Below are 26,968 nucleotides of genomic sequence, written 5' to 3'. Positions count from 1 at the left end.
CGGTTCACTGCGCGGCCACGGCCGACGCCTGGGCCACCGCCGCCTGCCCATCGCCGGGCGCAGGCTTGGGGCTGACCGGCATGCCGGGGTAGTAGATGCGCTGCAGGCCGCCGACCACGAGGCGGTCGCCCGCCGCCAGGCCCTTTTGCACCACGCGCCGGCCATCGACCATGCGGCCCAGCTCCAGGTCGCGGCGCTCGGCCTTGTTGCCCTCGCCCACCACATACACGTACTTGCGGTCCTGGTCGGTGAGCACGGCCTTGTCGTCGATCAGCAGCGCCTGCTGCCCGCCGCCGCCCTGCTCGGACTGCCCTGACTGCAACTGCACGCGCGCGAACAGGCCCGGCGTCAGCAGGCGGTCGGGATTGGGCATGCGGGCGCGCATGCGCACCGTGCCCGTGCCGGCGTTGAGCTGGTTGTCGGTGAAATCCAGCGTGCCCTTGTGCGGGAAGCCCTCATCGCTGGCCAGGCCCATGCGCACGGGCCGGCCCTTGCCGCCGTTGGCGGCGTTGGCGGCCTGCTGGTGGCGCAGGAAGCTGTGCTCGTCCGCATCGAAATACACATACACCGGGTCCTGCGAGACCACGGTGGTCAGCACGCTCTGGTCGGCCTGGGCCAGGTTGCCCACGGTGAGCAGGGCGCGGCCCGCGCGGCCGGAGACCGGCGCGCGCACCTCGGTGAAGTCCAGGTTGAGCCGCGCGGCCGCCAGCGCGGCCTCGGCGGCACGCACCTGGGCGGCGCTCTGGGCCATGGCGCCGGCACGCGTGTCGGCTTCCTCGCGCGAGACGGCATGCTCGGCCACCAGCTGGCGGGCACGCTGGTCCTGGGTGCGCGCCAGGGCGGCGCCGGCACGCGTGCGCTCCAGCTCGGCCTCGGCGCTGACCAGGGCCGCGCGGTAGGGCCGCTGGTCGATCACGAACAGCAACTGGCCCTTCCTGACCTCCTGCCCCTCGCTGAAGGCAATGCGCTCGATATAGCCCGACACGCGCGGGCGCAGCTGCACGGAGTCCACGGCATCGATGCGGCCGTTGAACTCGTCCCAGACACGCACGCTGGCCGGCACGACCTCGCTCACCAGCACCTCGGGCGCAGGCGGCGGGCCGTCGCTGGCATGGGCATCGCCCACGGCCTGCGGGCGGCAGCCGGCAAGCAGGGCCAGCGCCGCCAGGGCGCCTCCGAACAGGGCACGCCGCAACGGCGGCGGGGGAAGAACTGGCATGGATCGACTCTCCTTGAGGGGGATGGGCAAGGCCCTGCTGCCGGGGGCGGTGCAGGGCCGGAAAAAGGGGGCTGTACCGCAGGCTCTGAAGGCCTTGCCGGCGGCTGCTCACAATGGGTTGCATTCTTCAAGTTCAAGTGAACTTGAAGTCAAGATCCAGCCACAAAGACACCACGAAAATTGAGGACGGTTTGCCAGGGGAATCAATGGCCGGATCGGACAAGCGCAGCGGCCATCGGCACTGCGGCGGGCACGCGGCGGGCGGCGCCCGCAGGGCATCGAGGCACTACACTGCGATGCCATCTGACCCTGCGTTGGCCAGCGGGAAACGACGGCCGCGAACACTTTGCGGCCCCGGTTGTTCCCGCCAGCCAACCCCATATGGAAAAGCACTGGATGCCTGCCGCATGAACCTGCTTGCTCAAGCCGTACTGTCCCGCCCGCAGGGACGCAATGAACGCATCAGCACCGTGACGTTGGTGGCCCTGGACCCGCAGGGGCGCGACGCGGCGGCGCGCCATGTCGTGACCTTGCAGGTCACGCAATGGAAGGCCGGCGTCGTCGCGCAGGTCGATGACAGCACGCTGACCCCGTTGCCGCTGGCACTGGAGCCTGCACGCCAGCGCGCACTGGCCTATCTGCGCCAGCGCCTGGCGGCCGGCGATGTGCTGCAGTCCCAGCAAGGTTTTGCCGAGCTGGATGGCGTGCAAGCCTTGCCCTTGGCTGGCCACGCCCAGGAACCGGCACCGCAGCCGCCACAGCTGCCGGAGTCGCCCGTGCAGGCCGCCGCCATACCGGCCCTGTGCCGGCGCCTGGACGGCAATGCCTGGCGGCTGATGCCCGCAGGCCAGCAGGCGCGCCTGGTGTGGCGCCTGGCGGAATATGCGGATGCCGCGCGCGGCGGCGGCGCCCAGCGCCTGCTGCATGCGCAGGTGCCGCGCCTGGTGGCCCTGCTGGGCACGGGCGACGACCTGCTCGACTACTGCCTGGCCTATCTGGTGGGCCGCCTGGGCGATGGCGGCGCGGCGGTGGCCATGCAGGCGCTGTCGCAGCGCGGCGCCAGCGAGGCCACGCGCGACCTGGCGCACCAGGCCTGGCTGGCGCTGCTCGCGCCGCAGGAGCGCCAGGCGGCGCTGCAGGAGCACCGGGATCAGTGGGAGCAGTGGGAGCAGTGGGTACAAGGGGAGCAAGGGGCACAGGGGGAACAAGAGACACGCACCGCCCCGCCGGAGGACGGCCCGCAGGCGCAGCAGGCCGTGTTCAACGCCCTCACGCCCCAGGCGCTGCTGGCGGCCGATACGCTGGGAGCGCACGATGGCGCCGTCCACCGGCAGCTGCTGGCCTGGATGGAGCGCATCCCTTTCACACGCCCCTGGTGGCCTGCCATACGGCGCATCCACAAGCGTGCCGAGTGGCGGCGCGACCACGCCCTGCTGGCCGTGCTGCATGCCCGCTTCGATGGCCCGCGCGACGAGGGTGCCGTCTTCAGCCGCGACACCTCCCTGTACCTGCGCCTGCGCGGCTGGCGCCAGCTGCGGCGCATGGTCTCGGCCGGGCACAGCGAAGGCGCCGCGCAGGCCACGGCCCTGCTCCAGGCCATGGACCGCCGCTGCGCGGGCCAGGCTGCCTCGCGCTCCGGCCGCCTGCCCGAATCGCGCTGGCTGCTTGCCGCCCGGCTGCTGCTGCCGCGCTGGCCACAGCTGCATGCCTCGGCACGCGCCCATGGCTGGTACACCGACGAGCCGCTGGACCTGCAGCAGCTGCCCGCGCAGCGCGTGGAAGGGCTGTCGCCCCTGTGGGACGCCCACCCCGAGCGGCTGCTGCAGCTGGTGGGCCGCTCGCAGTCCACGCTGCTGCTGTGGTCGCTCACGCGCGCTCTGCAGGACCAGAAGGCCTTTCTGGACAGCCTGGATGCGGCGGCCGCCGCGCCGCTGCTGCACCAAACCTATGCGCCCGCCGCCGCCTTGGGCCTGGAGATTGCCCAGCAGCGCATGGTCGCTCTGACCGACGATGCGGCGCGCCGCCCCTGGCTGCTGGCGCTTGCGCAATGCGGCGAGGGGCCGGCCGCCCGCTACCTGGGCGCCTGGCTGTCGCGCGACCGCGCAGCCGCCGCGCGCGATGCCGAGCTGGTGGCGGCCCTGCTGCTGTCGCCCGCCGCCAGCTCGCGCACGCAGGCACTGGCCCTGCTGCTCTATGCCGATGGCGCCGCCGTGGCCCTGGCCCTGCTGGCGGCGCTGCCCACGCTGGATGCGGACGGCGCTGCGCTGGCCGACATCCGCGATGCGGTGCAGGCCCTCTTCGCGGACAAGGCACCGCTGGTCGCGCACGCGCCCGGCGTTCCGGCCCCGCCGCTGCACCACCTGCTGGCGCATTCGGTGACGGCACTGGTGGAGATGGCGACCGCCTGGCTGCTGGTCCATCCGCAAGGCCTGCGCACCCTGCCTGCGGCGGCGCTGCGCGGGCTGCTGGAATCCGAGGAACCTGCGCGCATGGCCTGCGGCATACGGCTCATGGGCAGCCTGGCCGACGATCTGCTGTGCGAGCAGGCCGACATGCTGGCCGGGTTCGCGGTATCGCCCCATGCCGCCTTGCGCGCAGCGGCCGCGCCCCTGGTCGAGCGCCTGGCCGGCACCCCTCTGTACAACGCGCGCTGCAACGCCCAGATCGCCGAACGCCTGCACGAGGTGCTGTTCCGTGCGGAAAAGGCCGAAGGCGTCCACGACGCGGCGCTGCGCCTGCTCACCGGCCCGCTGGCCGCCGTGGCCCCGGCCCGCGATGCCTCAGGCATCTGGCGCGCCCTGCAGGCCCAGGCCACGGGTGCGCAACGCTACGGCGCCTGGGGCCTGAAGGCGCTGGACATCCAGGCCTACACCATGCGCCAGTGGTCCACGCTGGCGCGGCATGCCGATGCCGATGTGCGCGCCCTGAGCCGCCAGAGCATCGACACGCGCCTCACGCCCATGGAACAGACCCGGCCCGAGCAGGCGGAACAGCTGCTGCCGCTGGCCGACGCCCTGTTCGCCGACACCCAGCAGTACGCACGCGAGATGTTCGGCCAGCGGCTGCCGGCCAATGCGCTCACGCCCGAGCTGCTGATCGGCTGGGTGGACCATCCCCAGTCCTGGGTACAGGCCCTGGGCCGCCAGCGGCTCGAGCAGCACATGAGCGCGCCCGAGGCCAGCCTCTACCTCGCGCGCCTGGCCCAGCACCCGGCCCCCGGCGTGCAGCTGTTCGTCACGCAATGGCTGCTGGCCCTGCCCGACGAGCCCGCACCGCAGCGCGCGGCGCGCCTGCAGGAGCTGCAGCCCTACTTCCTGGCCGTGCTCAGCCAGGTGCACCGCGCGCGCGCCAGCAAGACGCGCGTGCTGCATTTCCTGCGCGGCCAGGTCGATGCGCCCGAGACTGCGGCCGTGGTCGCGGCCATCTTCGCGCGGCAGGTGGTCAGCGCCAGCCAGGCCGACCAGCCCGACTATGTGGCCGGGCTGCGCGACATCGTGCAGCGCCATCCCCATCTGGCGCAAAGCTTCATGCAGCCCCTGGCGGCGGAGCGGCGCGGCCAGGCCCCGTCTTCCACCTGAGCGCCTGTTCACAGCACGGAGTCGAACGGACATGGAATTTCGCTATCAGTACTACGGCAGCACGCAGGTCAGCGACACGGCCACGCAACAGGCGTTTTCCTTCGCGCCCGACCTGCTGCGGCCTCCCACGCGCTTCGACGGCCTGCTCCGGCGCGACGGCCCGGCCTTCCTGCAGGTGCGCGAAGGCCTCAGCGCGCTGCACAGCGTGGTGGTCAGCGACATGCGTACGCGCGGCCGCGACAAGACGGCCTACCGCGAATGGCTGCAGGAGCATGAGTCCCAGCTGCTGGCCGGCTTCATGGCCGACACCGGCGGCGCCCAGGCGCGCGCCAGGGAAATCAGCGCCGAACTCAAGGACCTGCGCGAGACCCGCAACCAGGTGCTCTCCCCCTTCTACAAGGCCCAGCGCAAGTACTTCGACTGGCTGTTCGTGGCCAACCGCGATGCCTGGTATGTGCTGGACCCCGTGATCACCGTGCACCCGGACCGGCTGCTGTTCGAGGCCTTCAGCCAGGACGAGTCCAGCTACTGCGCGGTCAGCATCCGGCACGAGGCCTTCGAGCATGCGGGCGAGCGCATCTGCGGCACCACCAACATCGATTACTCGGCCAGCCTCTACGAAGAATTCCAGAAGATCCGCAACTACCGGGACACGCGGCTGACGCTGGACCCGGCGGGCTTTGCCGTGCAGGTGGGCGCCGATCCGGCACTGCGCGAGGAAAAGATCGACCTGCCCGACAGCTGGCTGCGCGGCTTCGTGCAGGTCTCCAGCGCCATGGCCCTGCCCGCCACCGTGGTGGAACTGCACCCCATGGACCTGTTCAACATCTGCGCGCAGCTACGTGCCCGGCGCGAGCGCCATGGCCCGCGCGCGCTGCGCTTCGAGCTGACGCCGGGGCAGCCGCCCGCCGTGGTGTTCGAGCCCTGGGAGGAACGCCTGGCCACCCGGCGCTCGCACGTCGTCAGCGATGCCTTGGGCACGGGCGGCGGCACCATCCGCCTGTGGGGGCGCCGGCGCCTGCTCACGCTGGAGCGGCTGATCCCGCAGGCCACGCGCGTGCGCGTGCACCTGCTGGGCAGCGGCATGCCCAGCTTCTGGGTGGTGGAGCTGGGCCAGGTCACGGTCACGCTGGGCCTGTCGGGCTGGAGCGCCAACGACTGGGCCGCCAGCGCGCGCTTTCACCTGATGGCGCCGCAGGCCGAGGTCACGCCCGCCCAGGTCGAGGCCGTGGGCCGGCAACTGCAGTCGTGCTGGCAGGCCGGCGCGCAGGAACTGGCCCAGGCCACGGGCCTGGCCCCGGCCCAGGTGCACACGGCCATGACGCGCTGGATGCAGGCCGGGCGTGCCGTCTACGACCTGGACGCCGGGCGCTACGCCTGGCGCGAGCTGCTGCGCGAGCCGCTGACGGCGCAGCAATTGCAGCCCGCCAACCCCGAGGAGGACAAGGCGCTGGCCCTGGTGCGCGGCAAGGCCATTGCCCCGCCGCGCATTGACCGCAAGGACGGCTTCAGCCGCATCACCGGCCAGATACCGCGCGCCGACGGCAAGCGCCTGTTCGACACCCAGCTCGAACTCAACGCGGACGAGCGCCTGACCGATGCGCGCTGCAGCTGCAACCACTACCAGCAGCACCGGCTGCGCCAGGGGCCCTGCGAGCACATGATTGCGCTGCGCCTGGTGGCGCAGGCCCAGCTCGATGCCGCACGCCAGCCGGCAGGCCCGCAGCAGGCGGCCGCAGCAGGACAAGGAGAAATCGCGTGAACCGCCTCAATTGCTCTACACTGCCACGCGGAGCGACGCGCAGGCTCTTGCAACCCGGGTGGTGTTTCGCCACCCTTGTGAACTGCCGTTTCATGCACCACGGGCGCCGTTTTCACTGTGCCACCCCAGCGACGGTATGCGTTTTCCTGAGTGGCTTGCTACAAGCGAAACACGCATACCGTCGCGGGGTGGCGTCGAGCGAACAGCTCCCGTCCCGTGAGCCCTGCGGGCTCTTCGACGAGAAGCGCGTCGCTCCACCTTCTTGCCCGCCTCGCACCGGCCGGGCCCGCCTTGCAGGGGTTGCCGCATGAGCCAGCCGCAACCCACGCGCGCCGAGATCTACGAGCGCATCAAGGCCTCCAGCAAACAGGAAGTCATCCTCGAGGAAATGCAGCGCCTGGGCTTCTGGCCCAAGGGCGAGGGACAGCCGCAGCTGGCCGCCGCCCACATCCAGCGCGAAGGCGAGCTGCAGCGCGAGCTGGCCGAGCTGCGCCAGCAGATCGCCGTGCGCCAGAACCCCGAGCGCGCACTGCGCCAGATGCGCAAGGAGCGCATGCAAAAGGCGCTGGCCCAGCGCGAGGAAACCAAACGCCGCCAGGCCCAGGAACGCCATGACAAGGCGCTGGCCTGGCATGCCAGGCGGTCCACGCACGTGGGCTATCTGGGTCCCGGCGTCTCCGCGGCCCTGCAGGATGCCGCCCGGGATGGCACGGAGCGCCGGCAGGCCGATCCGCAGCGGCTCGCCCGGCACGGCCTGCCGCAGCTGGCCGATGCCGCCCAGCTCGCCCAGGCCATGGGCATCACCGTGGCCGAGCTGCGCTTCCTGGGCTTTCACCGCGAGGTGGCCCGCACCCACCACTACCACTCGTTCACCCTGCCCAAGAAGACCGGCGGCGAGCGGCTGATCTCCGCGCCCATGCCGCGCCTCAAGCGCGCGCAGTACTGGGTGCTGGACAACATCCTCGCCAAGGTGCCCGCGCACGATGCCGCGCACGGCTTCCTGGCCGGCCGCTCCATCGTGAGCAATGCCGCGCCGCATGCGGGCCACGACGTGGTCATCAACCTGGACGTGAAGGACTTCTTTCCCAGCATTGCCTTCGGCCGCATCAAGGGCGTGTTCCGGCATCTGGGCTATGGCGAGGCCATGGCCACCCTCCTGGCCCTGCTGTGCAGCGAAAACCGCGCCCAGGCCTGGCAGGTGGATGGCGAAAAGCTCTTCGTCGGCGGCAAGGCGCGCGAGCGCGTGCTGCCCCAGGGCGCACCCACCAGCCCCATGCTCACCAACCTGCTGTGCCGCCGCCTGGACCGCCGCCTGCTGGGCCTGGCCAGGCAGCTGGGCTTTGTGTACACGCGCTATGCGGACGACCTGACCTTCTCGGCCTCGGGCGAGGCCGCGCGCGACAACGTGGGGCGGCTGCTGGGCCGCGTGCGCTGGATACTGCGCGACGAAGGCTTCACGCCCCACCCCGACAAGGAGCGCGTGATGCGCAAGGGCCGCCGCCAGGAGGTCACGGGGCTGGTGGTGAACGCGGACAAGCCCGGCGTATCGCGCCAGACGCGCAGGCGCCTGCGCGCCGCCCTGCACCGCGCCACGCAGGCCGGGACAGGCCTGCCAGGCCAATCTGTCCAGCCTGCCCAGGCGCCCCACTGGCAAGGCCAGCCGGCCCATGCCTCGCAGTTGCTGGGAATGGCGCAGTTCGTCCACCAGGTCGATCCCGTGCAGGGCGGGCCGCTGCTGGCACAGGCCCGGCAGCTCACGCGCAGCCCTGTGGACCGGGCGAACGACGCCCTGCTCGAGGCCAGCCGGCAGGACCGCGCCGCCGCGCGCGCCAAGCCCCCCGCAAACGCCACGTTCCGGCGCCTGGCAGCCGGCGGGCAGGCACCTGCGCTGGCCAGCGGCAAGCCATGGTGGCAGCCGGCCGCACCTGCAGCGCCCGTGCTGGAGAAGACCGACCAGCAGCGGCGCGAGCAGCGCCAGGAGGAACGGCAGGCCGCCCGGCAGGCGGCTGGCCCTGCCCCCGGCGCCGCAAGCGCCCTGCCCGCGCCATCGCCATCACCGGCCGCACCGGACCCGAATCCGCCCGCATCGAAAAGGCCGCCGATGGCCGGCCTGCTCACCTACTGGGCGCAGATCGTGATCTGCTTCCTGCTGGGCACCGTGTTCCAGGCCCGGCTGATCACGCTGATCGGCATCGTCCTGGTCGTCATCCTCAGGTACCGGCGCATCCAGCGCTGGGATGTCTTCGGGGCGGCGATGGTGGTGGCCGTGCTGGTCGGCCTGGGATTGCGGCTTTCGTAGCGATCAGCGCACCGCGCTGCGCAGTGCCAGAAAGCGGCGCGGCGAGGTGCCCACGGCCTTGCGGAACATGGTCACGAAGGCCGGTGCGCTTTCGTATCCCAGGGCATCGGCCACGGTCTGGATGCGCAGCCCCTGGGACAGCTGCTGCAGCGCGGTGAGCACATGCAGCTGGCGGCGCCACTGGTTGACGGTGAGGCCGGTCTCGGCCAGGAACAGCCGCGTCATGCTGCGCTCGCTCATGCCGATGCGCTGGGCCCAGTCGGCCAGCCGCGCCTGCAGCTGGGGCTGCTCGCACAGGGCGCCGGTCATGCGGCGCAGGCGGCGGTCGCGCGGCAGGGGCAGGTGCAGGCCCTCGGGCTGCGCGTTCTGGATTTCATCGAGCAGGACCTGCATGAGCCGGCCATCGCCGCTGTCGGGCTCGTAGTCCTGCGGCAGGCCCTGCACGCGCTCCAGCAGGGCATGCAGAAAGGGCGAGACGGCCAGCGCATGGCAGGGGCCGGGCGCGGGGCGCGCCGCGCCGGATTCCACAAAGACGATATGGCCGCTGGCCGCACCGCTGCAGCTGACGCGGTGCAGCGTGCCGCCCGGAATCCAGGCGGCGCTGCGCGGCGGCACCACGCAGACGCCGGCCTCGGTCTCCAGCGTGATCAGGCCCGCATTGGTGACCATGAGCTGGCTCTTGCGGTGGGCATGGAAGTCCATTGCCCAGTCACCCGGGCCCGAGCGCATCGGCAGGACGATCACGGGACGGTCCACATGGTCGGGATCCCACCTCTCGGGCAGGACTTTGAGCAGGGCGGAATCCACGGCATTCATGGTGTTTCTCTCAGTTCATGTCAATCGGTCATCAATCGGACCCGAGCAGCTCCCGTGCACGCTGCTGCGCCTCCTCGGGGGAGGCCACCAGCAGCATGGGATAGCCCCAGGCCTTGCCGAACATCTGTGCGAAGGCCTCGGCCTCGGCGCGCTTGTGCGCATCGGGCTCGGCGTGGACAAGGGCGCGCACCAGGCTTTTGAGCTCGGGGCGGCGGGCCTTCATCCACAGCACGACCTGCTTGCGCTCCTCGGGCGAGCGCTCCTCCTGGGACATGTCGCCGTCGCTGAAGAAGACAAAGGCCTGGCCGCGGGCCAGCAGGGCCGAGAAGTCCTCCAGCAAGCGGTCCACGGGCACGGCCTTGTCGCGCTCGTAGCCCATGCGGACCAGGGGAAAGCTGCTGCTGTCGATGTACATGGAAACCTCCGGCCGATGCCATTCAATACAAATGAGACCCATTACTGTATGAATGAACGGCAGCTGCGTCATTGCAGCACTCGGCCAAAGAATTTCGCAGTCCGGCCAGGACGCCTGCAGGGGCGGTACAAGCCCCGGTTGCCCTGTTCCTGCGCTTTCGCTCAGAATGGCCGCATTCTTCGAGTTCAAGTGAACTTGAAGTCAAGCCACGAAGGAAAGCCACCATGAAAACCGAGGATGATCCGCTGCTCAGCATCGGCGACGTGGCGCAGCGCAGCGGGGTCAAGGCCTCGGCGCTGCGCTTTTACGAGTCGCTGAACCTGATCGAGTCCGTGCGCAGCGCCAGCGGCCACCGGCGCTACCACCGCTCGTCGCTGCGGCGCATCGCCTTCGTGGTGTTCGCCCAGCGCATCGGCTTCACGCTGGAGGAGATCGCCGAGCAGCTGGCCAAGCTGCCCAGCCGCCATGTCCCCACGGGCGGGGACTGGCAGAAGATGTCGCGGGTCTGGAAGCAGCGGCTGGACGACCGCATAGGCGAGCTGCAGCGGCTCAGCGAGAGCCTGGACCAGTGCATTGGCTGCGGCTGCCTCTCGCTGCGCCACTGCGTGCTGCACAACCCCGGCGACCTGTGCGCACAGAACGGCCCCGGGCCGCGCCGCTGGCTGGGCGACCCGCCGCCCGTGGCCATGGGCGGGCCCTGCCCGGGCCACTGCCACGACGAAGGCTGATCAGGACACGCGCCGTGTCGTGACGAAGTCCAGCACGGCCTGCAGCATGCGCTGCAGCGTGGGCTGGATCTGTTCGGCGCGCTCGGGAAGGTAGTCGAAGGGCAGCGCTTCCTGCATGTAGCTGCACTGCGTCATCTCCAGCTGCACGGCGTGGATGCCGGCCTCGGGCTGGCCGTAGTGGCGCGTGATGTAGCCGCCCGTGAAGCGGCCGTTGAGTATGGCGGTGTGGCCCGGCGCGGTCTGCGCAATGGCCAGCAGATGCTCGGCCAGTTCCAGCGCGCAGCTCGTGCCCTTGCCGGTGCCCAGGTTCAGGTCGGGCAGCTTGCCTTCGAAGAAACGCGGCAGCACCGAGCGGATGGAGTGCGCGTCCCACAGCGCCACGGTGCCGTGCACGGCCTTGAGGCGGTCCAGCTCGGCGCGCAGCTGTGCGTGGTACGGGCCCCAGATGGCCTCGCGGCGCGCGGCGATTTCGGCGTCCGTGGGCACATCGGCCGGGTCGGCGTACAGCGGCGTGTCGTCGAAGGTGTCCACGGGGCACAGGCCGGTGACGCTCTGGCCCGGGTAGAGGCTGGCGCCATCGGGCGGACGGTTCAGGTCCACCACATAGCGCGAATGCGTGGCCACGAGGATGGAGGCGCCCATGGCCCTGGCGAACTCGTACAGGCGCGGCAGGTGCCAGTCGGTGTCGGGCACGTGGCGGGCTTCCTCGGTCAGGCGCGCGGCGATGTCGGGCGGCACATGGGTGCCCGCATGCGGCATGGAGATCAGCAGCGGCGCCGTGCCCTGGTGGAAGATGAAGGGAGGGGGAGCGGTATCGGTCATGGCGTGATTCTGGAACGTTTCTGGCGGGTTTCGCGGGCCCATGGCATGCGGGGGCCTCAGGATTGCAGGGTGGCCGCGCGGGCCGCGACAAAGCCGCGGGCTGCCGCCTCGTGCAGAGCATGCCGTCCGGCCTGCACGCGGCGCTCGCCGCCCACCCACAGGCTGTGCAGCGCGCTGCTGCGGTGGCTGCCGAAGACATGGGCCGAGACCATGGCCTGCACCGGCAGGCCGGCCAGTGCCACATGGCCTGCATCCAGCGCCAGGAAGTCGGCCTGCTGGCCCACGGCCAGCCCGGCCACGGGGCGGCCTGCGGCCTGGGCACCGCCCTGCACGGCAGCGGTCCACAGCGCGGTGCCCACCTGCGGGTCGGGGCCGGCCAGCACATTGCGCTGGCGCAGCGACAGGCGCTGGCTGTATTCGAGCATCAGCAGTTCCTCGGCCGCGTTGACGCAGGCATGGCTGTCCGAGCCCACGCCCCAGGCGCCGCCATGGCCCAGCCATTGCGGCATGTCGAAGATGCCATCGCCCAGGTTGGCCTCGGTGGTGGGGCAGATGCCGGCCACGGCGCCGCTGCGCGCGGCGCCCGCGTATTCACCGGGCGTCATGTGGGTGGCGTGGACCAGGCACCAGCGCGCGTCCACGGGGGCATGCTCCAGCAGCCATTGCACGGGGCGCTGGCCGCTCCAGGCCAGGCAGTCGTCCACCTCCTGGGTCTGCTCGGCAATGTGGATGTGGAGGGGCGCGCGCGCGTCCAGCGCCGTCAGGCCCTCCACGGCCACGCGCAGGCTGTCGGGCGGCACGGCGCGCAGCGAGTGGGGCGCCAGGCCCAGGGCCGCGCCTTGTGCGCGCGCCTCGGGCAGCAGGCGCTGCAGCAGGGCCAGCATGTTGTCGGTGCTGCGGATGAAGCGCGCCTGGTCGGCGCGCGGCGGCTTGCCGCCGAAGCCGCTGGTCTGGTAGAGCACGGGCAGCAGGGTGATGCCCATGCCGGCCTTGCGCGCGGCGCGCAGCAGGGCCAGGGACAGCGTGGCGTCGTCGGCATAAGGCCGGCCATCCCGGTCGTGGTGCACGTAGTGGAATTCGCAGACCGAGGTGTAGCCGGCCTCCAGCATCTCCACGTACAGCCAGGTGGCGATGGCCTCCAGCGACTCGGGCGTGATGCGCGCGGCAAAGCGGTACATTAGGTCGCGCCAGCTCCAGAAGCTGTCCTGGGCCTCGGCGCGGTATTCGGTCAGGCCCGCAAAGGCGCGCTGGAAGGCATGCGAGTGCAGGTTGGGCATGCCGGGCAGCACGGGGCCGGGCGCGCGCGGCGCGCTGCCGGGCGGGGCGTCGGCCTGTACGGCCAGCAGGCGCCCTGCGCCATCCCAGCGCAGCAGCACATTGCGCGCCCAGCCCGTGGGCAGCAGCGCATGCTCGGCGAACAGCGTGCGGCTGTCGGGTGTCGGGTCGATGCCGCTCATTGCCCGGCCTCCAGGATCTCGGCCAGCGCGCGCACGAAGCGTTCGTTGTCGGCCTCCGTGCCCACGGAGACGCGGATGAAGTGCTCGAAGCCCGGCTCCTTCCAGGGCTTGACGATCAGGCCCCGGGCCAGCAGCGCCTCGTTCACGGGGCCGTTGGGGCGGCCGATGTCGATGAACAGGAAGTTGGCGGCCGAAGGCGCTATCCGAAGTGCGGGCAGTGCAGGCAGGGCGGCCAGCCGCTGCGCCAGCACATCGCGCAGGCGCACGGTCTCGGCCACGCCGCGCTGCATGAAGTCCTCGTCGCCCCAGGCCGCCAGCGCCGCCGCCTGGGCGGCCTGGTTGACGTTGAAGGGCGTGCGCACGCGGTCCAGCAGTTGCACCAGGGCCGCGTCGCTGGCCAGGCCGTAGCCCACGCGCAGGCCCGCCAGGCCCCAGGCCTTGGAGAAGGTGCGCAGCACGATCCAGGGCATGGCGCGGCCGCGCAGCAGGGCCAGCACGTCGGGGTAGTCGTCGGCGTGCAGGGCGTACTCGTAGTAGGCCTCGTCCACCACCAGCAGGGTCTGCGGCGGCGTGGCGTCCAGCAGGCGCGCGAAATCGCGGGCGCTGAACATGCAGCCCACGGGATTGGAGGGATTGGCCAGCATGGCGATCTTGGGACCGCGCGCCAGCGCCTGGCACCAGGCATCGACGTCGAAGTCCAGCGCGGGCGTCAGCTCCAGCAGCTCGACGCGGGCGCCCATCATGCGCGGGTAGATCTCGTGCAGGCCGAAGGCCGGGCGCTGGGTGAGCACGCGGTCGCCGGGCGAGAGAAACGCCTGGCACAGCATCTGCAGGATGTCCTCGGAGCCGTTGCCCACGGCAATGGCCTCGGCCGGCACGCCGGTGCGCGCGGCGATGGCCGCGCGCACCGGCGTGCATTGCGCATCGGGATAGGTGCCCACGTGCAGGGCCAGGTCGGCCAGGGCGCGGGCCACGGCGGGGCTGGCGCCAAAGGGGTTCTCGTTGCTCGCCAGCCGCGCGATCTCGGTGACGCCGTAGCGCGCCCGCACGGCCTCGGAGGACAGGCCTGCGTTGTAGGGCGGCAGCGGCGGCACTTCGGGGCGTGCCAGGGTGTGGATCGCGTGGAGGGCGGGAGCGTTCATAGGTCGAATACCTTGCCGGGGTTGAACAGATGCAGGGGGTCCAGCGCCTGCTTGATGGCGCGCATGACGGCCAGTTCGGCCGGGGTGCGGCTGGCGCCGAGATAGGGCTTCTTGTGCAGGCCGATGCCGTGCTCGGCCGAGACGCTGCCGCCGAACTCGCCGACCAGGTGGTACAGCGCGGCCTCGACGCCTTCGCAGTCGCCGTTGGCGGTGGCACCGTCCACCGAGACATGCAGGTTGCCGTCGCCCACATGGCCGAAGAACAGCGTGTGGTGGCCGGGCCAGCGCGCGTCGAACGCGGCGCGGCAGGCATCGGCAAAGCGGCCGATGTCGGCCTGGGGCAGGCTGACGTCGAAGTTGACGGGCGGATGCATGTTCGTGTTGAGCTCGGCCGGCGCCTCGCGCAGCTTCCACAGCTGGCGCGCCTGGGCCACGGACTGGGCGATGACGGCATCGGCCACCTCGCCGGCCTCCATGGCCTCGCCCAGGGCCTCTTCCACGTCGGCGCGCAGCGTGGCCTCGTCCTTGCCGTCCACATCGATCAGGGCCAGCAGCGCATGCGCCTGGCCAAAGGGCGGCTGCAGCTTCTGCCAGCGGATGGAGGCCTGGATGAAGCTGTCCCACATCAGCTCGAAGGCCGCCACGCCGTTGCCAAAGCGCGATTGCATGCGCGCGAGCACGGACAGCGCCGCATCGAAGTCCGGCACGGCCACCAGGGCCGTGGCGCGGGCCTGGGGCGCGGGGCGCAGGCGCAGCAGCACGCGCGTGACGATGCCCAGCGTGCCCTCCGAGCCGATGAAGAACTGCTTGAGGTCGTAGCCCGTGTTGTTCTTGAGCATGGGGCGCAGCATGGGCAGCACCGTGCCGTCGGCCAGCACCACCTCCAGGCCCAGCACCTGCTCGCGCATCATGCCGTGCTGCAGCACGCCGTTGCCGCCCGCATTGGTGGCCACGTTGCCGCCGATCTGGCAGCTGCCGCGCGCGCCCAGGTCCACGCCGAAGACCATGCCTGCGGCCACGGCCGCCTCCTGCACGGCCTGCAGCGTGGCGCCGGCCTGCACGGTCATCAGCGCGGTGCGCGCGTTCACGTCCTCGATGGCATTCATGCGCTCCATGGAGACGGCCACCGCACCCGGCACGGGCACGGCCGCACCGGCCAGGCCCGTGAGCCCGCCCTGGGGCACGACAGGCACGCGGTGGGCCGTGCACAGGCGCATGAGCGCGCTGACCTCGTCGGTGCTGCGCGGGCGCACCAGGGCCAGCGGGCGCTGGGGCGGCGTGCCGCTCCAGTCGGTGTGGTAGCGCGCGGGCACATCGTCGCCGCGCTGCGCCACTTCGGCGCCCAGGGTGGAAATCAATTCATCGAGAAACAGTGCATGGGGCATGAGCAGGCTTTCAGTGGCTCCCCTGCCCGCGGGTCCGCACGATGCGGCCCTGGCGCACGATGGTGCAGTCAGGCTTGCTGCCGAACCAGTAGGCCAGCTCGGCCGCATGGCGCACGGGCCAGAGCACGAAGTGGGCGGGACGGCCGGCCGCGATCAGGCCATGCTCGTCCTGCAGGCCCAGGGCGCGCGCGGCATGGCGGGTGATGCCCGCCAGGGCCTCGGGCACGGTGAGCCGGAACAGGGTGCAGGCCATGTTGGCCATGAGCAAAAGGCTCAGGCAGGGGGAGGTGCCCGGATTGTGATCGGTAGAGACGGCCATGGGAACGCCCGCGGCGCGCAGGCCCGCGATGGGCGGCATGTGGGTGTCACGCAGCGTGTAGTAGGCGCCGGGCAGCAGCACGGCCACGGAACCCGCGCCGCGCATGGCGGCGATACCTGCTTCCGACAGGTGCTCGATGTGGTCGCAGGACAGCGCGCCATAGCGGGCCGCGAGGGCCGCCCCCTCCATGTTCGACAGCTGCTCGGCATGCAGCTTGACGGGCAGGCCCAGGCGGCGTGCGGCCTGGAAGACCTGCTCGGTCTCGGCCAGCGAGAAGGCGATGCGCTCGCAGAACACATCGACCGCATCGACCAGGCCCTCGGCCGCCAGCGCGGGCAGCATGGTGCCGGCGACGAGGTCGATGTAGTCCTGGCTGCGCCCTGCGTACTCGGGCGGCAGCGCATGCGCGCCCAGGAAGGTGGTGCGCACGGTCACGCCCAGGGCCTGGCCCAGGCGCCGGGCCACGCGCAGCTGCTTGCGCTCGTGCTCCAGCGCCAGGCCGTAGCCCGACTTGATCTCGATGGCGCAGACGCCCTCGTCCAGCAGCTGCTGCAGGCGCGGCAGGGCCTGGGCGAACAGCTCGTCCTCGCTGGCCTCGCGCGTGGCACGCACGCTGGAGACGATGCCGCCGCCGGCGCGTGCCACTTCCTCGTAGCTGGCGCCGTCCAGGCGCATGGCGAATTCGTTGGCGCGCTCGCCGCCATAGACCAGGTGGGTGTGGCAATCGACCAGGCCCGGCGTGGCCAGCATGCCCTGGCCGTCATGGCGCGGCAGGGACGCATATGCGGGCGGCAGGGCCTGCTGCGGCCCCACCCAGGCCACGCGGCCCTGCTGCACCACGATGCAGGCATCCTCGCCATCACCCACGGCCTGGCCGGCCTCGAACATGTCAGGCGCCAGGCGCAGGTTCTGCCAGCAGCCGTCGGCCGAGGAGGATGGAGCGAGTGCGGAAGCGGATGCAGAAGCGGGTGCGTGGGGCTCGGTCATGGAGGTGATTCCTTGGATGTCGTGGGTCGTCAGCAGGCTTGCAGCAGCACCTGCACCAGCCGCGCGTCGTCGGTCTGCGGCACCAGCTGCTGCGGGTCGGGCTGCTGCGCGCTCCACCACAGGCCCTGGCCGGGGATGAGCGCAGCGCCATCCGCCTGCCAGTCGCCCTGCAGCACCATGCACAGGCCGGCGTCGGCGCGGCCGGCGTCGGCAGCGCTGTCCAGCACCTGGACCTGCGCCCGCCACCGGCCGCGCCGCGCCATCACGTTGAAGTCGGTGGAAGTGCCGCCCAGCAGCGAGCAGCCCAGCGCCACATCGCCGGAGAAGGCAAACGGCTGCCAGCGCGCGTCCAGCACATGGTCGATGCCTTCGCCGCGCAGGTGCACGCCGTCGCCATCGAGCAGCATGATCTGCCGGTCCACGCCCGCAAAGGCCGAGAACGGGCCGGGCTGGTCAATGGTGGCCACGCTGATGCGCCAGCCAAAGGCCTCCATGCCGGCCCCGGGCGGCCAGCAGGCGATCTCGCGCGTGCTGCCGCCCCCGTTCTTCCAGGGGCTGGCGGCGATCTGGTTCAGGTCGAAACGCTGCATGGCCGTGGTGTCCTGCAAGCGGCTCACTTGACCATGGGCAGGTTCAGCTGATGGCGCTTGGCGGCCGCCACGGCAATGTCGTAGCCCGCATCCGCATGGCGCATCACGCCGGTGGCCGGATCGTTCCAGAGCACGCGGCCCAGGCGGGCGGCGGCCTCGTCCGTGCCATCGGCCACGATGACCACGCCCGCATGCTGGGAGTAGCCCATGCCCACGCCGCCGCCGTGGTGCAGGCTGACCCAGGTGGCGCCGCCTGCAGTGTTGAGCAGGGCGTTGAGCAGCGGCCAGTCGCTGACGGCGTCCGTGCCGTCCTTCATGGATTCGGTCTCGCGGTTGGGGCTGGCCACCGAGCCGCAGTCCAGGTGGTCGCGGCCGATCACGATGGGGGCCTTGAGTTCGCCGTTCTTCACCATCTCGTTGAAGGCCAGGGCCGCCTTGTGGCGCTCGCCCAGTCCCAGCCAGCAGATGCGCGCGGGCAGGCCCTGGAAGCTGATGCGCTCGCGCGCCATGTCCAGCCAGCGGTGGGTGTGCTTGTTGTCGGGGAACAGTTCCTTGATCTTGGCGTCGGTCTTGTAGATGTCCTCGGGGTCGCCGGACAGGGCCACCCAGCGGAACGGGCCCTTGCCCTCGCAAAACAGCGGCCGGATGTAGGCGGGCACGAAGCCGGGGAAGTCGAAGGCGTTCTTCACGCCCTGGTCCAGGGCCACCTGGCGGATGTTGTTGCCGTAGTCCACCGTGGGAATACCCATGGCCTGGAAGTCCAGCATGGCCTGCACGTGCTGGGCGCAGCCCTGGGCGGCGGCGGCCTTGAGCTGGGCATGGCGCGACGGGTCGGCCGCGGCGGCACGCCACTCGTCCACGGTCCAGCCCACGGGCAGGTAGCCGTTGATCAGGTCATGGGCGGAGGTTTGGTCGGTCACGATGTCGGGGCGGGCGCCGCCGGCCTTTGCGCGGCGCACCAGCTCGGGCAGGATTTCGGCGGCATTGCCCAGCAGGCCGATGGAGATGGCCTCGCCCGCAGCCGTGTGCTGGGCGATGAGCTCCAGCGCGTGGTCGATGTCGCGCGCCTGCTTGTCCAGGTAGCGTGTGCGCAGGCGGAAGTCGATGCTGCTTTGCTGGCATTCGATGGCCAGCACGCAGGCGCCGGCCAGCACGCCGGCCAGCGGCTGGGCACCGCCCATGCCGCCCAGGCCCGCCGTGAGGATCCACTTGCCCGTGAGGTCGTTGTTGTAGTGCTGGCGACCGGCCTCGACGAAGGTCTCGAACGTGCCCTGCACGATGCCCTGGGCACCGATGTAGATCCAGCTGCCGGCCGTCATCTGGCCGTACATGAACAGGCCCTTCTGGTCGAGCTCGTTGAAGTGCTCCCAATTCGCCCACTGGGGAACGAGGTTGGAGTTGGCCAGCAGCACGCGCGGTGCGTTCTCGTGCGTCTTGAACACGCCCACGGGCTTACCCGACTGGATCAGCAGCGACTCGTCGGCCTCCAGCTTTTTCAGCGACTCCAGGATCTGGTCATAGCACTCCCAGTTGCGCGCCGCGCGGCCGATGCCGCCGTAGACCACCAGGGCCTTGGGGTTCTCGGCCACGTCGGGGTCCAGGTTGTTCTGCAGCATGCGGTAGGCGGCCTCGGCCAGCCAGTTCTTGCAGTGCAGTTCGCTGCCGCGCGGGGCGCGGATGACGCGGCTGGCGTCATAGCGGGGATTGGTGGCAGCCGTGGCAGCGTTGGCGTTGAGGATGGCGTCGTTGGCGTTCATGGCGATCTCCTGGGTGCGTAGGGTGAGCGGTTGCGGGGTTCAGGCAGCCTGGTGGCTGGGCAGGTGGCGGACGATGGCCTGGGGCCAGTCCGTGGCAAGCGCCCACTGGCGCATGGTTTCGATGTCGGGTGCCAGGTAGCGGTCACGGTCCAGGTGCGGAACCTGGCTGCGGATCAGCGCGTACTGCGCCTCGATCAGTTCGGAGCTGCTCAGGCTGCGGTCGAAGTCCATGCCCTGGGCGGCGGCCATGGCTTCCACGCCCACGATGACGGCGGTGTTGCGCGCCATCTCGCCCAGGCGCCGCGCGCCGTAGGTGGCCATGGAGACATGGTCTTCCTGGTTGGCCGAGGTGGGCAGGCTGGTGACGCTGCTGGGATGAGCCAGGCACTGGTTCTCGGCAGCCAGGGCGGCGGCCGTGACCTGGGCGATCATGAAGCCCGAGTTCACGCCGCTGTCGGCAATCAGGAAGGCCGGCAGGCCCGACAGGCCGGTGTCCAGCAGCAGGGCCATGCGGCGCTCGGAGATGGCGCCGATCTCGGCCAGGGCCAGGGCGATGATGTCGGCCGCGAAGGCCACGGGCTCGGCATGGAAGTTGCCGCCCGAGATCACGTCGCCGTTGTCGAAGACCAGCGGGTTGTCCGAGGCGGCGTTGGCCTCGATCACCAGCACGCGGGCCGCATGGCTGAGGTTGTCCAGGCAGGCGCCCATGACCTGGGGCACGCAGCGGATGGAGTACGGGTCCTGCACGCGGCCGCAGTGGGGGTGGGAGGTGTCGATAGCGCTGCCGTCCAGCAGCTCGCGCACGGCGGCGGCCACGGCGATCTGGCCAAGCTGGCCGCGCGCCTCGTGGATGCGGGCGTCGAACGGCTTGACCGAGCCCTTGATGGCCTCCAGCGTCAGGCAGCCCGCCACCAGGCCGGCCGCGAACACGCTCTCGCCCTGGAACAGGCCCACCAGGGCCAGGGCCGTGGACACCTGGGTGCCGTTGAGCAGGGCCAGCCCTTCCTTGGGGCCGAGCACGAAGGGCTCCAGGCCCACGTGGCGCATGGCCTCGGCGCCGGACACCACCTGTCCGTCGATCTTGGCCTGGCCTTCGCCGATCAGCACGCAGGCCAGGTGCGACAGCGGCGCCAGGTCGCCGGAGGCGCCCACCGAGCCCTTGGCGGGGATCACGGGCAGCACGTCGGCGTTGGCCAGGGCCAGCAGCGCGTCCACCAGCTCGGGGCGCACGCCCGAGTGGCCGCGCGCCAGGCTCACGGCCTTGGTGGCCAGCACCAGGCGCACCACGGCGTCGGGCAGCGGCTCGCCCGTGCCCACGCTGTGCGACAGCACCAGGTTGCGCTGCAGTTCGGCCAGGCGGTCATGGGCGATCTTGGTGGAGGCCAGCTTGCCGAAGCCGGTGTTGATGCCATAGACGACCTGGTCCTCATCCACGATGTGCTGCACATGGGCCTGGGCGGCGCGCATGCGCTCGTAGGCGGGCGCCGCCATGGACAGGCGCACGCCGCCCTGCTGTATGGCCCGCAGCTGGGCCAGGGTGACTTGGCCGGGCTGCAGCGTCAGCGCGGTGCCGGGACGGGAGGTGAGGCCGGGAGTCGTGATGGTGTTCATGGTGATGCCCTGTCGGTGTCTGGAAGGATGTGCCAGGATGGATGTCTATGCCTGTCTATACAATATCAATCGAAGCGGAACAGCGCAAGAGCGGGAACCCCGCCTTTCCGGCCTCAGCCGTCGTGCGATCCGCCGTCGGTGCGAAAGCGGCTGCCCAGCCGGTAGCGCATGCCCGGATGCACGCAGTGCACCCAGGTCACGGGCGTGCCCAGGTACCAGGTGCGGCGCGTCAGCGTCAGGCAGGGCTGGTCGGTCTCCATCTGCAGCCAGCGTGCCTGCTCGGGCGTGGGCAGCATGGCGTCCACCACATGCTCGATCTGGTCGAAGGGCACGTTGCGCACCAGGTACACCGAAGGCTGGATCAGCGAGAAGTCCTGCTCCATGAAGTCCGGCGCCATGCGCGGGTTCACATGGCGGTCTTCCAGCTGCACGGGCACGTCGTTCTCGAAATGCACGCCCTGCAGGTGGAACACCGAGCTGCCGGCGGACAGCTGCAGCGAAGCCGCCGCCTCGGGCGAGGCCGACTCGCGGCGCACGCTGATCAGCTCGAAGCGGTGGTCATGGCCGCGCTGGCGGATTTCCTCGGCGATGTTGGCGATGCGCAGCAGCGTGGACTGCGGCTTTTCCTCGGCCACGAACGAGCCCACGCCCGCCACCCGCACGATCACGCCCTGCTCGGCCAGCTCGCGCAGCGCGCGGTTGGCCGTCATGCGGGCCACGCCGAACTCCTGCACCAGCTCCTGCTCGGACGGCACGCGCTCGCCGGCCGACAGCGAGCCATCGGCGATCTTGCGCATCACATGGTCCTTGACCTGCTGGTACAGGGCCATGGGCACCTCCGCCGTCGTTGCGGAAAGACGAGAAGCCGTGGAGCGGGAAGACATGGTGTGGGCAGTGGTCATGAAAAGCGTCAGTGTGCAGCAGCAGCCAGCGACTCTGCGCGAATCTCTTCGGTCAGCCGGGCTTTCAGCTCCATGAACTCGGGCGATGTCTTGACCGTGTAGTGGCGCGGATGCGGCAGGTTCACGGGAATGTCGGCCTTGATGCGGCCCGGCCGCGCGCTGAACACGGCCACGCGGTTGGCCATGAAGATGGCCTCGTCGATGTCGTGGGTGACGAACATCACGGTCTTGCGCTCGGCCTCCCAGATTCCCAGCAGCAGCTCCTGCATGAGCACGCGGGTCTGGTTGTCGAGTGCGCCGAAGGGCTCGTCCATGAGCAGGATCTTGGGATCGTTGGCCAGCGCGCGCGCAATGGCCGTGCGCTGCTGCATGCCGCCCGACAGCTGCTTGGGAAAGTGGTTCTCGAAGCCGCGCAGCCCCACCTTGGCGATGAAGTAGTCGCTGCGCTCCTTTTGCAGCGCCTCGCTCACGCCCTTCTCGCGCAGGCCGAAGCGGATGTTCTGGGCCACCGTCAGCCACGGGAACAGCGTGTAGCTCTGGAACACCATGCCGCGGTCGGCGCCCGGCCCGTCCACGGCGCGGCCGTCCAGCAGCACCTGGCCCGTGGTCGGGAAATCCAGCCCCGCCGCAATGCGCAGCATGGTGGACTTGCCGCAGCCCGAAGGGCCGAGGATGGTGACGAAGTCGTTCTCGCGGACCTCGAAATCCACAGGCAGCAAGGCCTGCGTGCTCGTGCCCTTGTGGCTGGTGAAGGTGCGCGAAACACCTTGAATGGACAGCAGATTCATCACAGGGTGCTCCACTCGAACATGCGACGGTTCAGCGATTTGAAGATGAAATCGGACACCAGGCCGATGAGGCCGATCACGATGATGCCGAAGATGATCTGGCCCGTGTTCAGCAGCGCCTGGCTGTCGGTGATCATGTGGCCGATGCCCGAGGACGAGCCGATCAGCTCGGCCACGATCACATAGGTCCAGGCCCAGCCCAGCACCAGGCGCAGCGTCTCGGCAATGCCGGGCGCGGCGCCCGGGATCAGCACGCGGCGCACCACGCCGGTGTTGGAGGCGCCCAGCGTGTAGGCGGCCTCCACCAGGTCCTTGCGTGCGCCGCCCACGGTCACGGCCACCATCAGCGTGATCTGGAACACCGAGCCGATGAAGATGACCAGCAGCTTCTGCGTCTCGCCCACGCCGGCCCACAGGATCAGCAGCGGGATGAAGGCCGAGGCCGGCAGGTAGCGGCAGAACGAGACAAAGGGCTCGAAGAAGGCCTCGACCGGCTTCCAGGCGCCCATGGCAATGCCCAGGGGCACGGCCACGACCGAGGCCAGGATGAAGCCGCCCATCACGCGCCAGACCGTCATGCCGATGTCGTGCAGGAAGCCGTACTCGGTGAACAGCAGCACGCCCTCGCGCGCCATGGTCATGGGGCTGGCCAGGAAGGTCGGGGAGACGAAGCCGCCCAGCGTCACAGCCGCCCAGACGAGAAAGAACAGCACGAAGAAGGCCACACCCAGCACCCACTTGGCCGTGGGGCTGACGGGCTCCAGCGGCGCCATGCGGCGGCGGCGGACGGGGGCTGGCGCCGCGGCGGGCGCGGGAGCGTGCGGTGTGGCGTGGGTCATGGGCTTGTTAGCCGGCTGGACTGCGGAAGTGGATGCGGCTTGCATGGTCATCCCCTGGCGGGCTTACTGGATGAAGCTGGCGTCGTACATCACGCCATAGTTCTCGGGGATGGAGCGGATGATGCCGGCCTCCTTGAGGATCACGGCCGATTCCTTCATGAACGGCACCAGCTCGTTGGCGAAGAATTTCTGGTTGGCTTCCTTGTCGGACCACTTGAGGTAGGAGGCCGACTTGCCGAACTGCTCGCCGCTTTGCTTGACGGCCGTGCCCATGATCTCGAAGGACTTGGTCTTGTCGGCCTCGATCATGGCCACCGCATCGAAATACGACTGGGCCAGGGCCTTGGCGGCGGCGGCGTTGGCCTTGAGCCACTTGGGATCGCAGCCCACGGTGTCCATGACCATGGGGTAGTCGATGGTGGTGGCCAGGATCTTGCCCGCCGCCGGGTTGGCGCGGATGGTGGACAGGTAGGGCTCGTAGCTCATGGCCGCATCGTTCTGGCCGGCCACGAAGGCCTGGGCCGCGGGCTGCGGCTCCAGCGAGACGGTCTTCACATCCTTCATGGTCATGCCGTTCTTGTGCAGCATCCAGGCCAGGCCGAAGTACGGCGCCGTGCCCGGCGCGCTCACGGCCACGGTCTTGCCCTTGAGGTCGGCAAAGCCCTTGACGTCATTGCGCACGGCGATGCCGTCGGCGCCATAGGACTTGTCCATCTGGAAGATCTGCACGATGGGCACGCCGTTCGTGTTCCAGGCCACATGCGTCTCGATGGTGGTGGCCGCGCACTGGATGGCGCCCGAGGCCAGGGCCAGGTGGCGGTCCTTCTGCGGAATCATCTTCAGGTCCACCGCCAGGCCGTTCTTCTTGAAGATGCCGGCCTTGTCGGCCAGGGTCAGCGGCGCGAAGCCTGTCCAGCCCGACATGCCCAGGGTGATCTTGGTCTCCTGCGCGGCAGCGGGCTGCAGTGCGGCGGCAAGGCAGAGGGCGGCGGCCAGCGGCCCCAGGGGCAGGCGGCGGAACGTGGGGATCGAACTCATGTGGCACTCCTCGGTCGGGAAAGCAAGTTGGCAATGGCAGTTTCGGGGTCCGCGGGCAGACCGGTGCGGAAGCCCGAAGTGTGTTTTTGCCGACCAAACATGTATATACAGGATTACCCGGCAAACCTGGCAAGGGCGGAAACCTGCATCCATCTGCGGTCAACACAGAGAGCGAGAGCAAGCACCGTGCCAACCCATCTTGTCCATACAAGCTGGGGAAAGTCCCTGGTCGCGATTCACCACCGTGGTGCAGGCCACCGCACGGCGCGCCGCTACGGTGCAATCACAGCCCGCGCCACCTTCAAAAAAGGTGCAATCAGCGGCGAGGCATTGCCCGCCGGCACGGCCAGCACCACGGGCTGGGGGGCCACGCGGCCCCGGATGCGGCGGCAGGCCAGGCGCTGGCCATCGTGGGCGCGGTCCACCACCGGTCGCGTGGTCAGCACGCTCAGGCCGTGGCCATTGGCCACCATGGAGCGCAGCATCTCGATGGAGGCGAACTCATGGGCCACCAGCGGCGTCACGCCGGCCTCGCGGAACAGCGACAGGAAATACTCGCGGCTGTGCGGCAGGTTGATCAGCACCAGCGGGTGGGCCGCCACTTCGGCCAGGCTCACGCTGGTCCTGGCCGCCAGCGCATGGCGATGCGGCAGCAGCACATAGGGCGGCAACGCCGCCACGGGCAGCAGCTCCATGCGGGGACGCGCCAGGCCCGTGTTGTACTGCAGGGCCGCATCGAGCTCGCCGCGCTCCACCTGCTGCGTGAGCGAGGCGATATCGCCCTCCACCAGCTCCAGTGCAATGCCGGGATGGCGGCGCTGCATCTGCGCCAGCAGCGCCGGCACCCAGCGCGCGCCCAGCGTGCTCAGAAAGCCCAGGCGCAGCACGCCCGCCACCGCCGCCGTGCGCGGCCCCTGCAGGCTGCGTGCGCCGTCCAGCAGCGCCTGGGCATCGCGGCTGCGCACCGCGCCGGCCGCCGTGAGATCCAGCCCCCTGGCATGGCGGCGCACGAACAGCGCCTCGCCCCACTGCGCCTCCAGGTCGGCAATCGCCTTGGAGATGGACGGCTGGGACACGCCGATGGCCTCGGCCGCGCGCGCCGTGCTGCCATGGCGTGCGGCGGCCACGAAATACTCCAGCTGGCGCAGGCTGATTTGGATCATCTTTTTGAATGCAGTGAATCAGAAATGAATATTTTCCATTGATTCAATTGCGGGCCAGCATGCAGCCATCCACCACCTGTCCATGGCTGCATCAATGACCGAATCCGCCTCGCCCCCCGCCCCTGCCAGTACCGCCCGCCCGCTGGACGGCGTGCGCATTCTCGACTTCACGCGCGTGCTGGCCGGGCCGCTGTCCACGGCCCTGCTGGCCGACCTGGGCGCCGAGGTCGTCAAGATCGAGCCGCCGCAGGGCGACGACTACCGCGCCATCGGCCCCATGAACAACGGCGAAAGCGCGCTGTTCACGGTGATGAACCGCAACAAGCAAAGCCTGGTGCTGGACCTCAAGCACCCCGAGGCCGTGGCCCTGGTCCACGAGATGGCGGCCCAGGCCGACGTGGTGGTGGAGAACTTCCGGCCCGGCGTGGCCGAGCGCCTGGGCATCGGCGCAAGCCAGTTGCGGGCGCTCAATCCGCGCCTGGTCTATGTCAGCGTCTCGGGCTTCGGCCAGACCGGGCCGCTGGCCCACCGGCCGGCCTACGACATCATCGTGCAGGCCATGAGCGGCCTCATGGAGGCCACGGGCGAGCCCGATGGCGCGCCCACCGTCGTGGGCGAGGCCGTCAGCGACGTGGTGGCCGGCCTGTTCGCCTCCTGGGCCACGCTGGCCGCGCTGCTGCAGGCCCGCGCCACCGGGCAGGGCCAGCAGGTGGACGTGGCCATGTTCGACACCACGCTGAGCTTTCTGGCCACCTCGGTGGCGCGCTACCTGTTCACGGGCCGGCCCGCGCGCCGCGTGGGCAACCGCCATCCGCTGTCGGCCCCCTTCGGCGTGTACCGCGCAGGCGACGGCCACTTCGCGCTGGCCGTGCTCAACAACAAGCTGTTCGCCGCCGCCCTGCAGGCCATGGAGCTGGGCAGCCTGGCCGGCGACCCGCGCTTTGCCAGCGACGAATCACGCTCGGCCCACGAACCCGCGCTGCGCGAGGCCATCGAGGCCTGGGCCGGCCGCCATGAAGTGGCGCAGGTGGTGGCCGCGCTGGATGCGGCCGGCGTGCCCGCCGCCCCCATCTGGAACATTGCCCAGGCGCTGGAGTCGCCCCAGAGCCAGGCGCGCGGCCTGCTCGGTGCGGTGCAGGACCCGCGCCTGCCCGGCCTGCGCCTGCCCACCCAGCCCGTGCATTTCAGCGGCGCCGCACCCAACCGCGCCGAGCGCGCACCGGCCCTGGGCGAACACACCGACGCCCTGCTCTCGCAGTGGCTGGGCCGGGGCGCCGAAGCCATTGCCGCGCTGCGCGCATCCGGTGCCCTGGGCACCGCAGGCGCAGCCCCCTCTTCCCCATCACATTGA

22 protein-coding genes are annotated in these 26,968 nt (G+C 70.4%); 6 read left to right on the top strand and 16 right to left on the bottom strand.

The features are described 5' to 3' along the window. Positions 1-4: 4 nt before the first annotated feature. Positions 5-1,219: an efflux RND transporter periplasmic adaptor subunit gene (locus AAN986_RS00835; RefSeq protein ID WP_047217596.1), complete on the bottom strand. Its 1,215-nt coding sequence runs from the start codon at positions 1,217-1,219 to the stop codon at positions 5-7. Here AAN986_RS00835 and AAN986_RS00830 point away from each other — a divergent pair. From AAN986_RS00830 to AAN986_RS00815, 4 genes are all read left to right on the top strand, one after another. Further along, positions 1,218-1,403 (top strand): hypothetical protein, encoded by a 186-nt coding sequence (locus AAN986_RS00830; RefSeq protein WP_156179775.1) that lies wholly within the window; start codon positions 1,218-1,220, stop codon positions 1,401-1,403. The two genes, AAN986_RS00835 and AAN986_RS00830, sit on opposite strands and share 2 nt — an antisense overlap. A 223-nt stretch (positions 1,404-1,626) precedes the next feature. Then, a complete protein-coding gene (locus AAN986_RS00825; protein ID WP_047217595.1) occupies positions 1,627-4,797 on the top strand; it encodes a hypothetical protein in 3,171 nt (1,056 codons plus the stop codon). A 31-nt stretch (positions 4,798-4,828) separates the two neighbouring features. Then, complete coding sequence (locus AAN986_RS00820) at positions 4,829-6,559, top strand: SWIM zinc finger family protein (RefSeq protein WP_047217594.1); 1,731 nt, start codon at positions 4,829-4,831, stop codon at positions 6,557-6,559. A gap of 307 nt (positions 6,560-6,866) precedes the next feature. Continuing rightward, positions 6,867-8,858: a reverse transcriptase family protein gene (locus AAN986_RS00815; protein ID WP_047217593.1), complete on the top strand. Its 1,992-nt coding sequence runs from the start codon at positions 6,867-6,869 to the stop codon at positions 8,856-8,858. A gap of 3 nt (positions 8,859-8,861) precedes the next feature. On the opposite strand, the gene AAN986_RS00810 is transcribed toward AAN986_RS00815, so the two are convergent. Both AAN986_RS00810 and AAN986_RS00805 read right to left on the bottom strand, forming a co-directional pair. After that, positions 8,862-9,674, bottom strand: coding sequence for a helix-turn-helix transcriptional regulator (locus tag AAN986_RS00810; RefSeq protein ID WP_016447389.1), 813 nt, complete (start codon positions 9,672-9,674; stop codon positions 8,862-8,864). 31 nt (positions 9,675-9,705) lie between these two features. Next, a complete protein-coding gene (locus AAN986_RS00805) occupies positions 9,706-10,089 on the bottom strand; it encodes a hypothetical protein (RefSeq protein ID WP_016447388.1) in 384 nt (127 codons plus the stop codon). A 224-nt stretch (positions 10,090-10,313) separates the two neighbouring features. Between AAN986_RS00805 and soxR the strand changes: the two genes are divergently transcribed. Beyond that, complete coding sequence (soxR, locus tag AAN986_RS00800) at positions 10,314-10,817, top strand: redox-sensitive transcriptional activator SoxR (protein ID WP_012202096.1); 504 nt, start codon at positions 10,314-10,316, stop codon at positions 10,815-10,817. Here soxR and hutG read toward each other — a convergent pair whose 3' ends face one another. The 13 genes from hutG to AAN986_RS00735 all read right to left on the bottom strand — a co-directional run bounded on the left by hutG (position 10,818) and on the right by AAN986_RS00735 (position 25,617). Further along, positions 10,818-11,639 (bottom strand): N-formylglutamate deformylase, encoded by an 822-nt coding sequence (gene hutG / locus AAN986_RS00795; RefSeq protein ID WP_241150329.1) that lies wholly within the window; start codon positions 11,637-11,639, stop codon positions 10,818-10,820. It lies immediately after the preceding gene. 56 nt (positions 11,640-11,695) lie between these two features. Beyond that, complete coding sequence (locus tag AAN986_RS00790) at positions 11,696-13,096, bottom strand: formimidoylglutamate deiminase (RefSeq protein WP_047217591.1); 1,401 nt, start codon at positions 13,094-13,096, stop codon at positions 11,696-11,698. Then, positions 13,093-14,238: a histidinol-phosphate transaminase gene (locus tag AAN986_RS00785; protein ID WP_349335548.1), complete on the bottom strand. Its 1,146-nt coding sequence runs from the start codon at positions 14,236-14,238 to the stop codon at positions 13,093-13,095. The genes AAN986_RS00790 and AAN986_RS00785 overlap by 4 nt, the downstream gene beginning before the upstream one ends. Next, positions 14,235-15,623 carry an FAD-binding oxidoreductase gene (locus AAN986_RS00780; protein ID WP_017407628.1) on the bottom strand — a complete coding sequence of 463 codons (1,389 nt, stop codon included), beginning with the start codon at positions 15,621-15,623 and terminating at the stop codon, positions 14,235-14,237. Before AAN986_RS00780 ends, AAN986_RS00785 begins: the two co-directional genes overlap by 4 nt. Before the next feature lie 10 nt (positions 15,624-15,633). Then, on the bottom strand, positions 15,634-16,929 hold the full coding sequence (gene hutI, locus AAN986_RS00775; protein WP_047217589.1) for an imidazolonepropionase: 1,296 nt from the start codon (positions 16,927-16,929) through the stop codon (positions 15,634-15,636). A 29-nt stretch (positions 16,930-16,958) separates the two neighbouring features. Further along, positions 16,959-17,519 carry a HutD family protein gene (locus AAN986_RS00770; protein ID WP_016452222.1) on the bottom strand — a complete coding sequence of 187 codons (561 nt, stop codon included), beginning with the start codon at positions 17,517-17,519 and terminating at the stop codon, positions 16,959-16,961. Between the two features lie 23 nt (positions 17,520-17,542). Beyond that, entirely contained in the window at positions 17,543-19,276 is a 1,734-nt protein-coding gene (hutU, locus tag AAN986_RS00765) for a urocanate hydratase (protein WP_016447381.1), read from the bottom strand. A 39-nt stretch (positions 19,277-19,315) separates the two neighbouring features. Then, positions 19,316-20,887, bottom strand: coding sequence for a histidine ammonia-lyase (gene hutH / locus AAN986_RS00760; RefSeq protein ID WP_046240484.1), 1,572 nt, complete (start codon positions 20,885-20,887; stop codon positions 19,316-19,318). Positions 20,888-21,000: 113 nt separating this feature from the next. Further along, positions 21,001-21,717 (bottom strand): histidine utilization repressor, encoded by a 717-nt coding sequence (gene hutC, locus AAN986_RS00755; RefSeq protein WP_016447379.1) that lies wholly within the window; start codon positions 21,715-21,717, stop codon positions 21,001-21,003. Between the two features lie 80 nt (positions 21,718-21,797). Further along, the gene (locus AAN986_RS00750) at positions 21,798-22,577 is read right to left on the bottom strand and encodes an ABC transporter ATP-binding protein (protein WP_012202086.1); all 780 of its coding nucleotides are present in this window, start codon (positions 22,575-22,577) and stop codon (positions 21,798-21,800) included. Further along, positions 22,577-23,416, bottom strand: coding sequence for an ABC transporter permease (locus tag AAN986_RS00745; protein WP_047217588.1), 840 nt, complete (start codon positions 23,414-23,416; stop codon positions 22,577-22,579). The genes AAN986_RS00750 and AAN986_RS00745 overlap by 1 nt, the downstream gene beginning before the upstream one ends. 63 nt (positions 23,417-23,479) lie before the next feature. Further along, complete coding sequence (locus AAN986_RS00740; RefSeq protein WP_013800043.1) at positions 23,480-24,454, bottom strand: ABC transporter substrate-binding protein; 975 nt, start codon at positions 24,452-24,454, stop codon at positions 23,480-23,482. A 272-nt stretch (positions 24,455-24,726) separates the two neighbouring features. Beyond that, positions 24,727-25,617: a LysR substrate-binding domain-containing protein gene (locus AAN986_RS00735; RefSeq protein ID WP_034365616.1), complete on the bottom strand. Its 891-nt coding sequence runs from the start codon at positions 25,615-25,617 to the stop codon at positions 24,727-24,729. A 94-nt stretch (positions 25,618-25,711) separates the two neighbouring features. On the opposite strand from AAN986_RS00735, the gene AAN986_RS00730 reads away from it, so the two are divergent. Next, positions 25,712-26,968: a CoA transferase gene (locus AAN986_RS00730; protein ID WP_047217587.1), complete on the top strand. Its 1,257-nt coding sequence runs from the start codon at positions 25,712-25,714 to the stop codon at positions 26,966-26,968.

This window comes from Delftia sp. DS1230 (assembly GCF_040112715.1).
In the GTDB taxonomy this organism is placed as follows: Bacteria; Pseudomonadota; Gammaproteobacteria; order Burkholderiales; family Burkholderiaceae_C; genus Comamonas; species Comamonas tsuruhatensis.
The sequence above is the reverse complement of the archived record's forward strand: the minus strand, read 5'-3'. Positions and strand labels throughout refer to the sequence as shown.

What these genes read in the sequence shown, in the direction of transcription:
- AAN986_RS00830 (WP_156179775.1), top strand. Translation starts at nt 1,218, where the DNA reads ATGGATCGACTCTCCTTGAGGGGGATGGGCAAGGCCCTGCTGCCGGGG.
- AAN986_RS00835 (WP_047217596.1), bottom strand. Translation starts at nt 1,219, where the DNA reads ATGCCAGTTCTTCCCCCGCCGCCGTTGCGGCGTGCCCTGTTCGGAGGC.
- AAN986_RS00825 (WP_047217595.1), top strand. Translation starts at nt 1,627, where the DNA reads ATGAACCTGCTTGCTCAAGCCGTACTGTCCCGCCCGCAGGGACGCAAT.
- AAN986_RS00820 (WP_047217594.1), top strand. Translation starts at nt 4,829, where the DNA reads ATGGAATTTCGCTATCAGTACTACGGCAGCACGCAGGTCAGCGACACG.
- AAN986_RS00815 (WP_047217593.1), top strand. Translation starts at nt 6,867, where the DNA reads ATGAGCCAGCCGCAACCCACGCGCGCCGAGATCTACGAGCGCATCAAG.
- AAN986_RS00810 (WP_016447389.1), bottom strand. Translation starts at nt 9,674, where the DNA reads ATGAATGCCGTGGATTCCGCCCTGCTCAAAGTCCTGCCCGAGAGGTGG.
- AAN986_RS00805 (WP_016447388.1), bottom strand. Translation starts at nt 10,089, where the DNA reads ATGTACATCGACAGCAGCAGCTTTCCCCTGGTCCGCATGGGCTACGAG.
- soxR (WP_012202096.1), top strand. Translation starts at nt 10,314, where the DNA reads ATGAAAACCGAGGATGATCCGCTGCTCAGCATCGGCGACGTGGCGCAG.
- hutG (WP_241150329.1), bottom strand. Translation starts at nt 11,639, where the DNA reads ATGACCGATACCGCTCCCCCTCCCTTCATCTTCCACCAGGGCACGGCG.
- AAN986_RS00790 (WP_047217591.1), bottom strand. Translation starts at nt 13,096, where the DNA reads ATGAGCGGCATCGACCCGACACCCGACAGCCGCACGCTGTTCGCCGAG.
- AAN986_RS00785 (WP_349335548.1), bottom strand. Translation starts at nt 14,238, where the DNA reads ATGAACGCTCCCGCCCTCCACGCGATCCACACCCTGGCACGCCCCGAA.
- AAN986_RS00780 (WP_017407628.1), bottom strand. Translation starts at nt 15,623, where the DNA reads ATGCCCCATGCACTGTTTCTCGATGAATTGATTTCCACCCTGGGCGCC.
- hutI (WP_047217589.1), bottom strand. Translation starts at nt 16,929, where the DNA reads ATGACCGAGCCCCACGCACCCGCTTCTGCATCCGCTTCCGCACTCGCT.
- AAN986_RS00770 (WP_016452222.1), bottom strand. Translation starts at nt 17,519, where the DNA reads ATGCAGCGTTTCGACCTGAACCAGATCGCCGCCAGCCCCTGGAAGAAC.
- hutU (WP_016447381.1), bottom strand. Translation starts at nt 19,276, where the DNA reads ATGAACGCCAACGACGCCATCCTCAACGCCAACGCTGCCACGGCTGCC.
- hutH (WP_046240484.1), bottom strand. Translation starts at nt 20,887, where the DNA reads ATGAACACCATCACGACTCCCGGCCTCACCTCCCGTCCCGGCACCGCG.
- hutC (WP_016447379.1), bottom strand. Translation starts at nt 21,717, where the DNA reads ATGGCCCTGTACCAGCAGGTCAAGGACCATGTGATGCGCAAGATCGCC.
- AAN986_RS00750 (WP_012202086.1), bottom strand. Translation starts at nt 22,577, where the DNA reads ATGAATCTGCTGTCCATTCAAGGTGTTTCGCGCACCTTCACCAGCCAC.
- AAN986_RS00745 (WP_047217588.1), bottom strand. Translation starts at nt 23,416, where the DNA reads ATGACCCACGCCACACCGCACGCTCCCGCGCCCGCCGCGGCGCCAGCC.
- AAN986_RS00740 (WP_013800043.1), bottom strand. Translation starts at nt 24,454, where the DNA reads ATGAGTTCGATCCCCACGTTCCGCCGCCTGCCCCTGGGGCCGCTGGCC.
- AAN986_RS00735 (WP_034365616.1), bottom strand. Translation starts at nt 25,617, where the DNA reads ATGATCCAAATCAGCCTGCGCCAGCTGGAGTATTTCGTGGCCGCCGCA.
- AAN986_RS00730 (WP_047217587.1), top strand. Translation starts at nt 25,712, where the DNA reads ATGACCGAATCCGCCTCGCCCCCCGCCCCTGCCAGTACCGCCCGCCCG.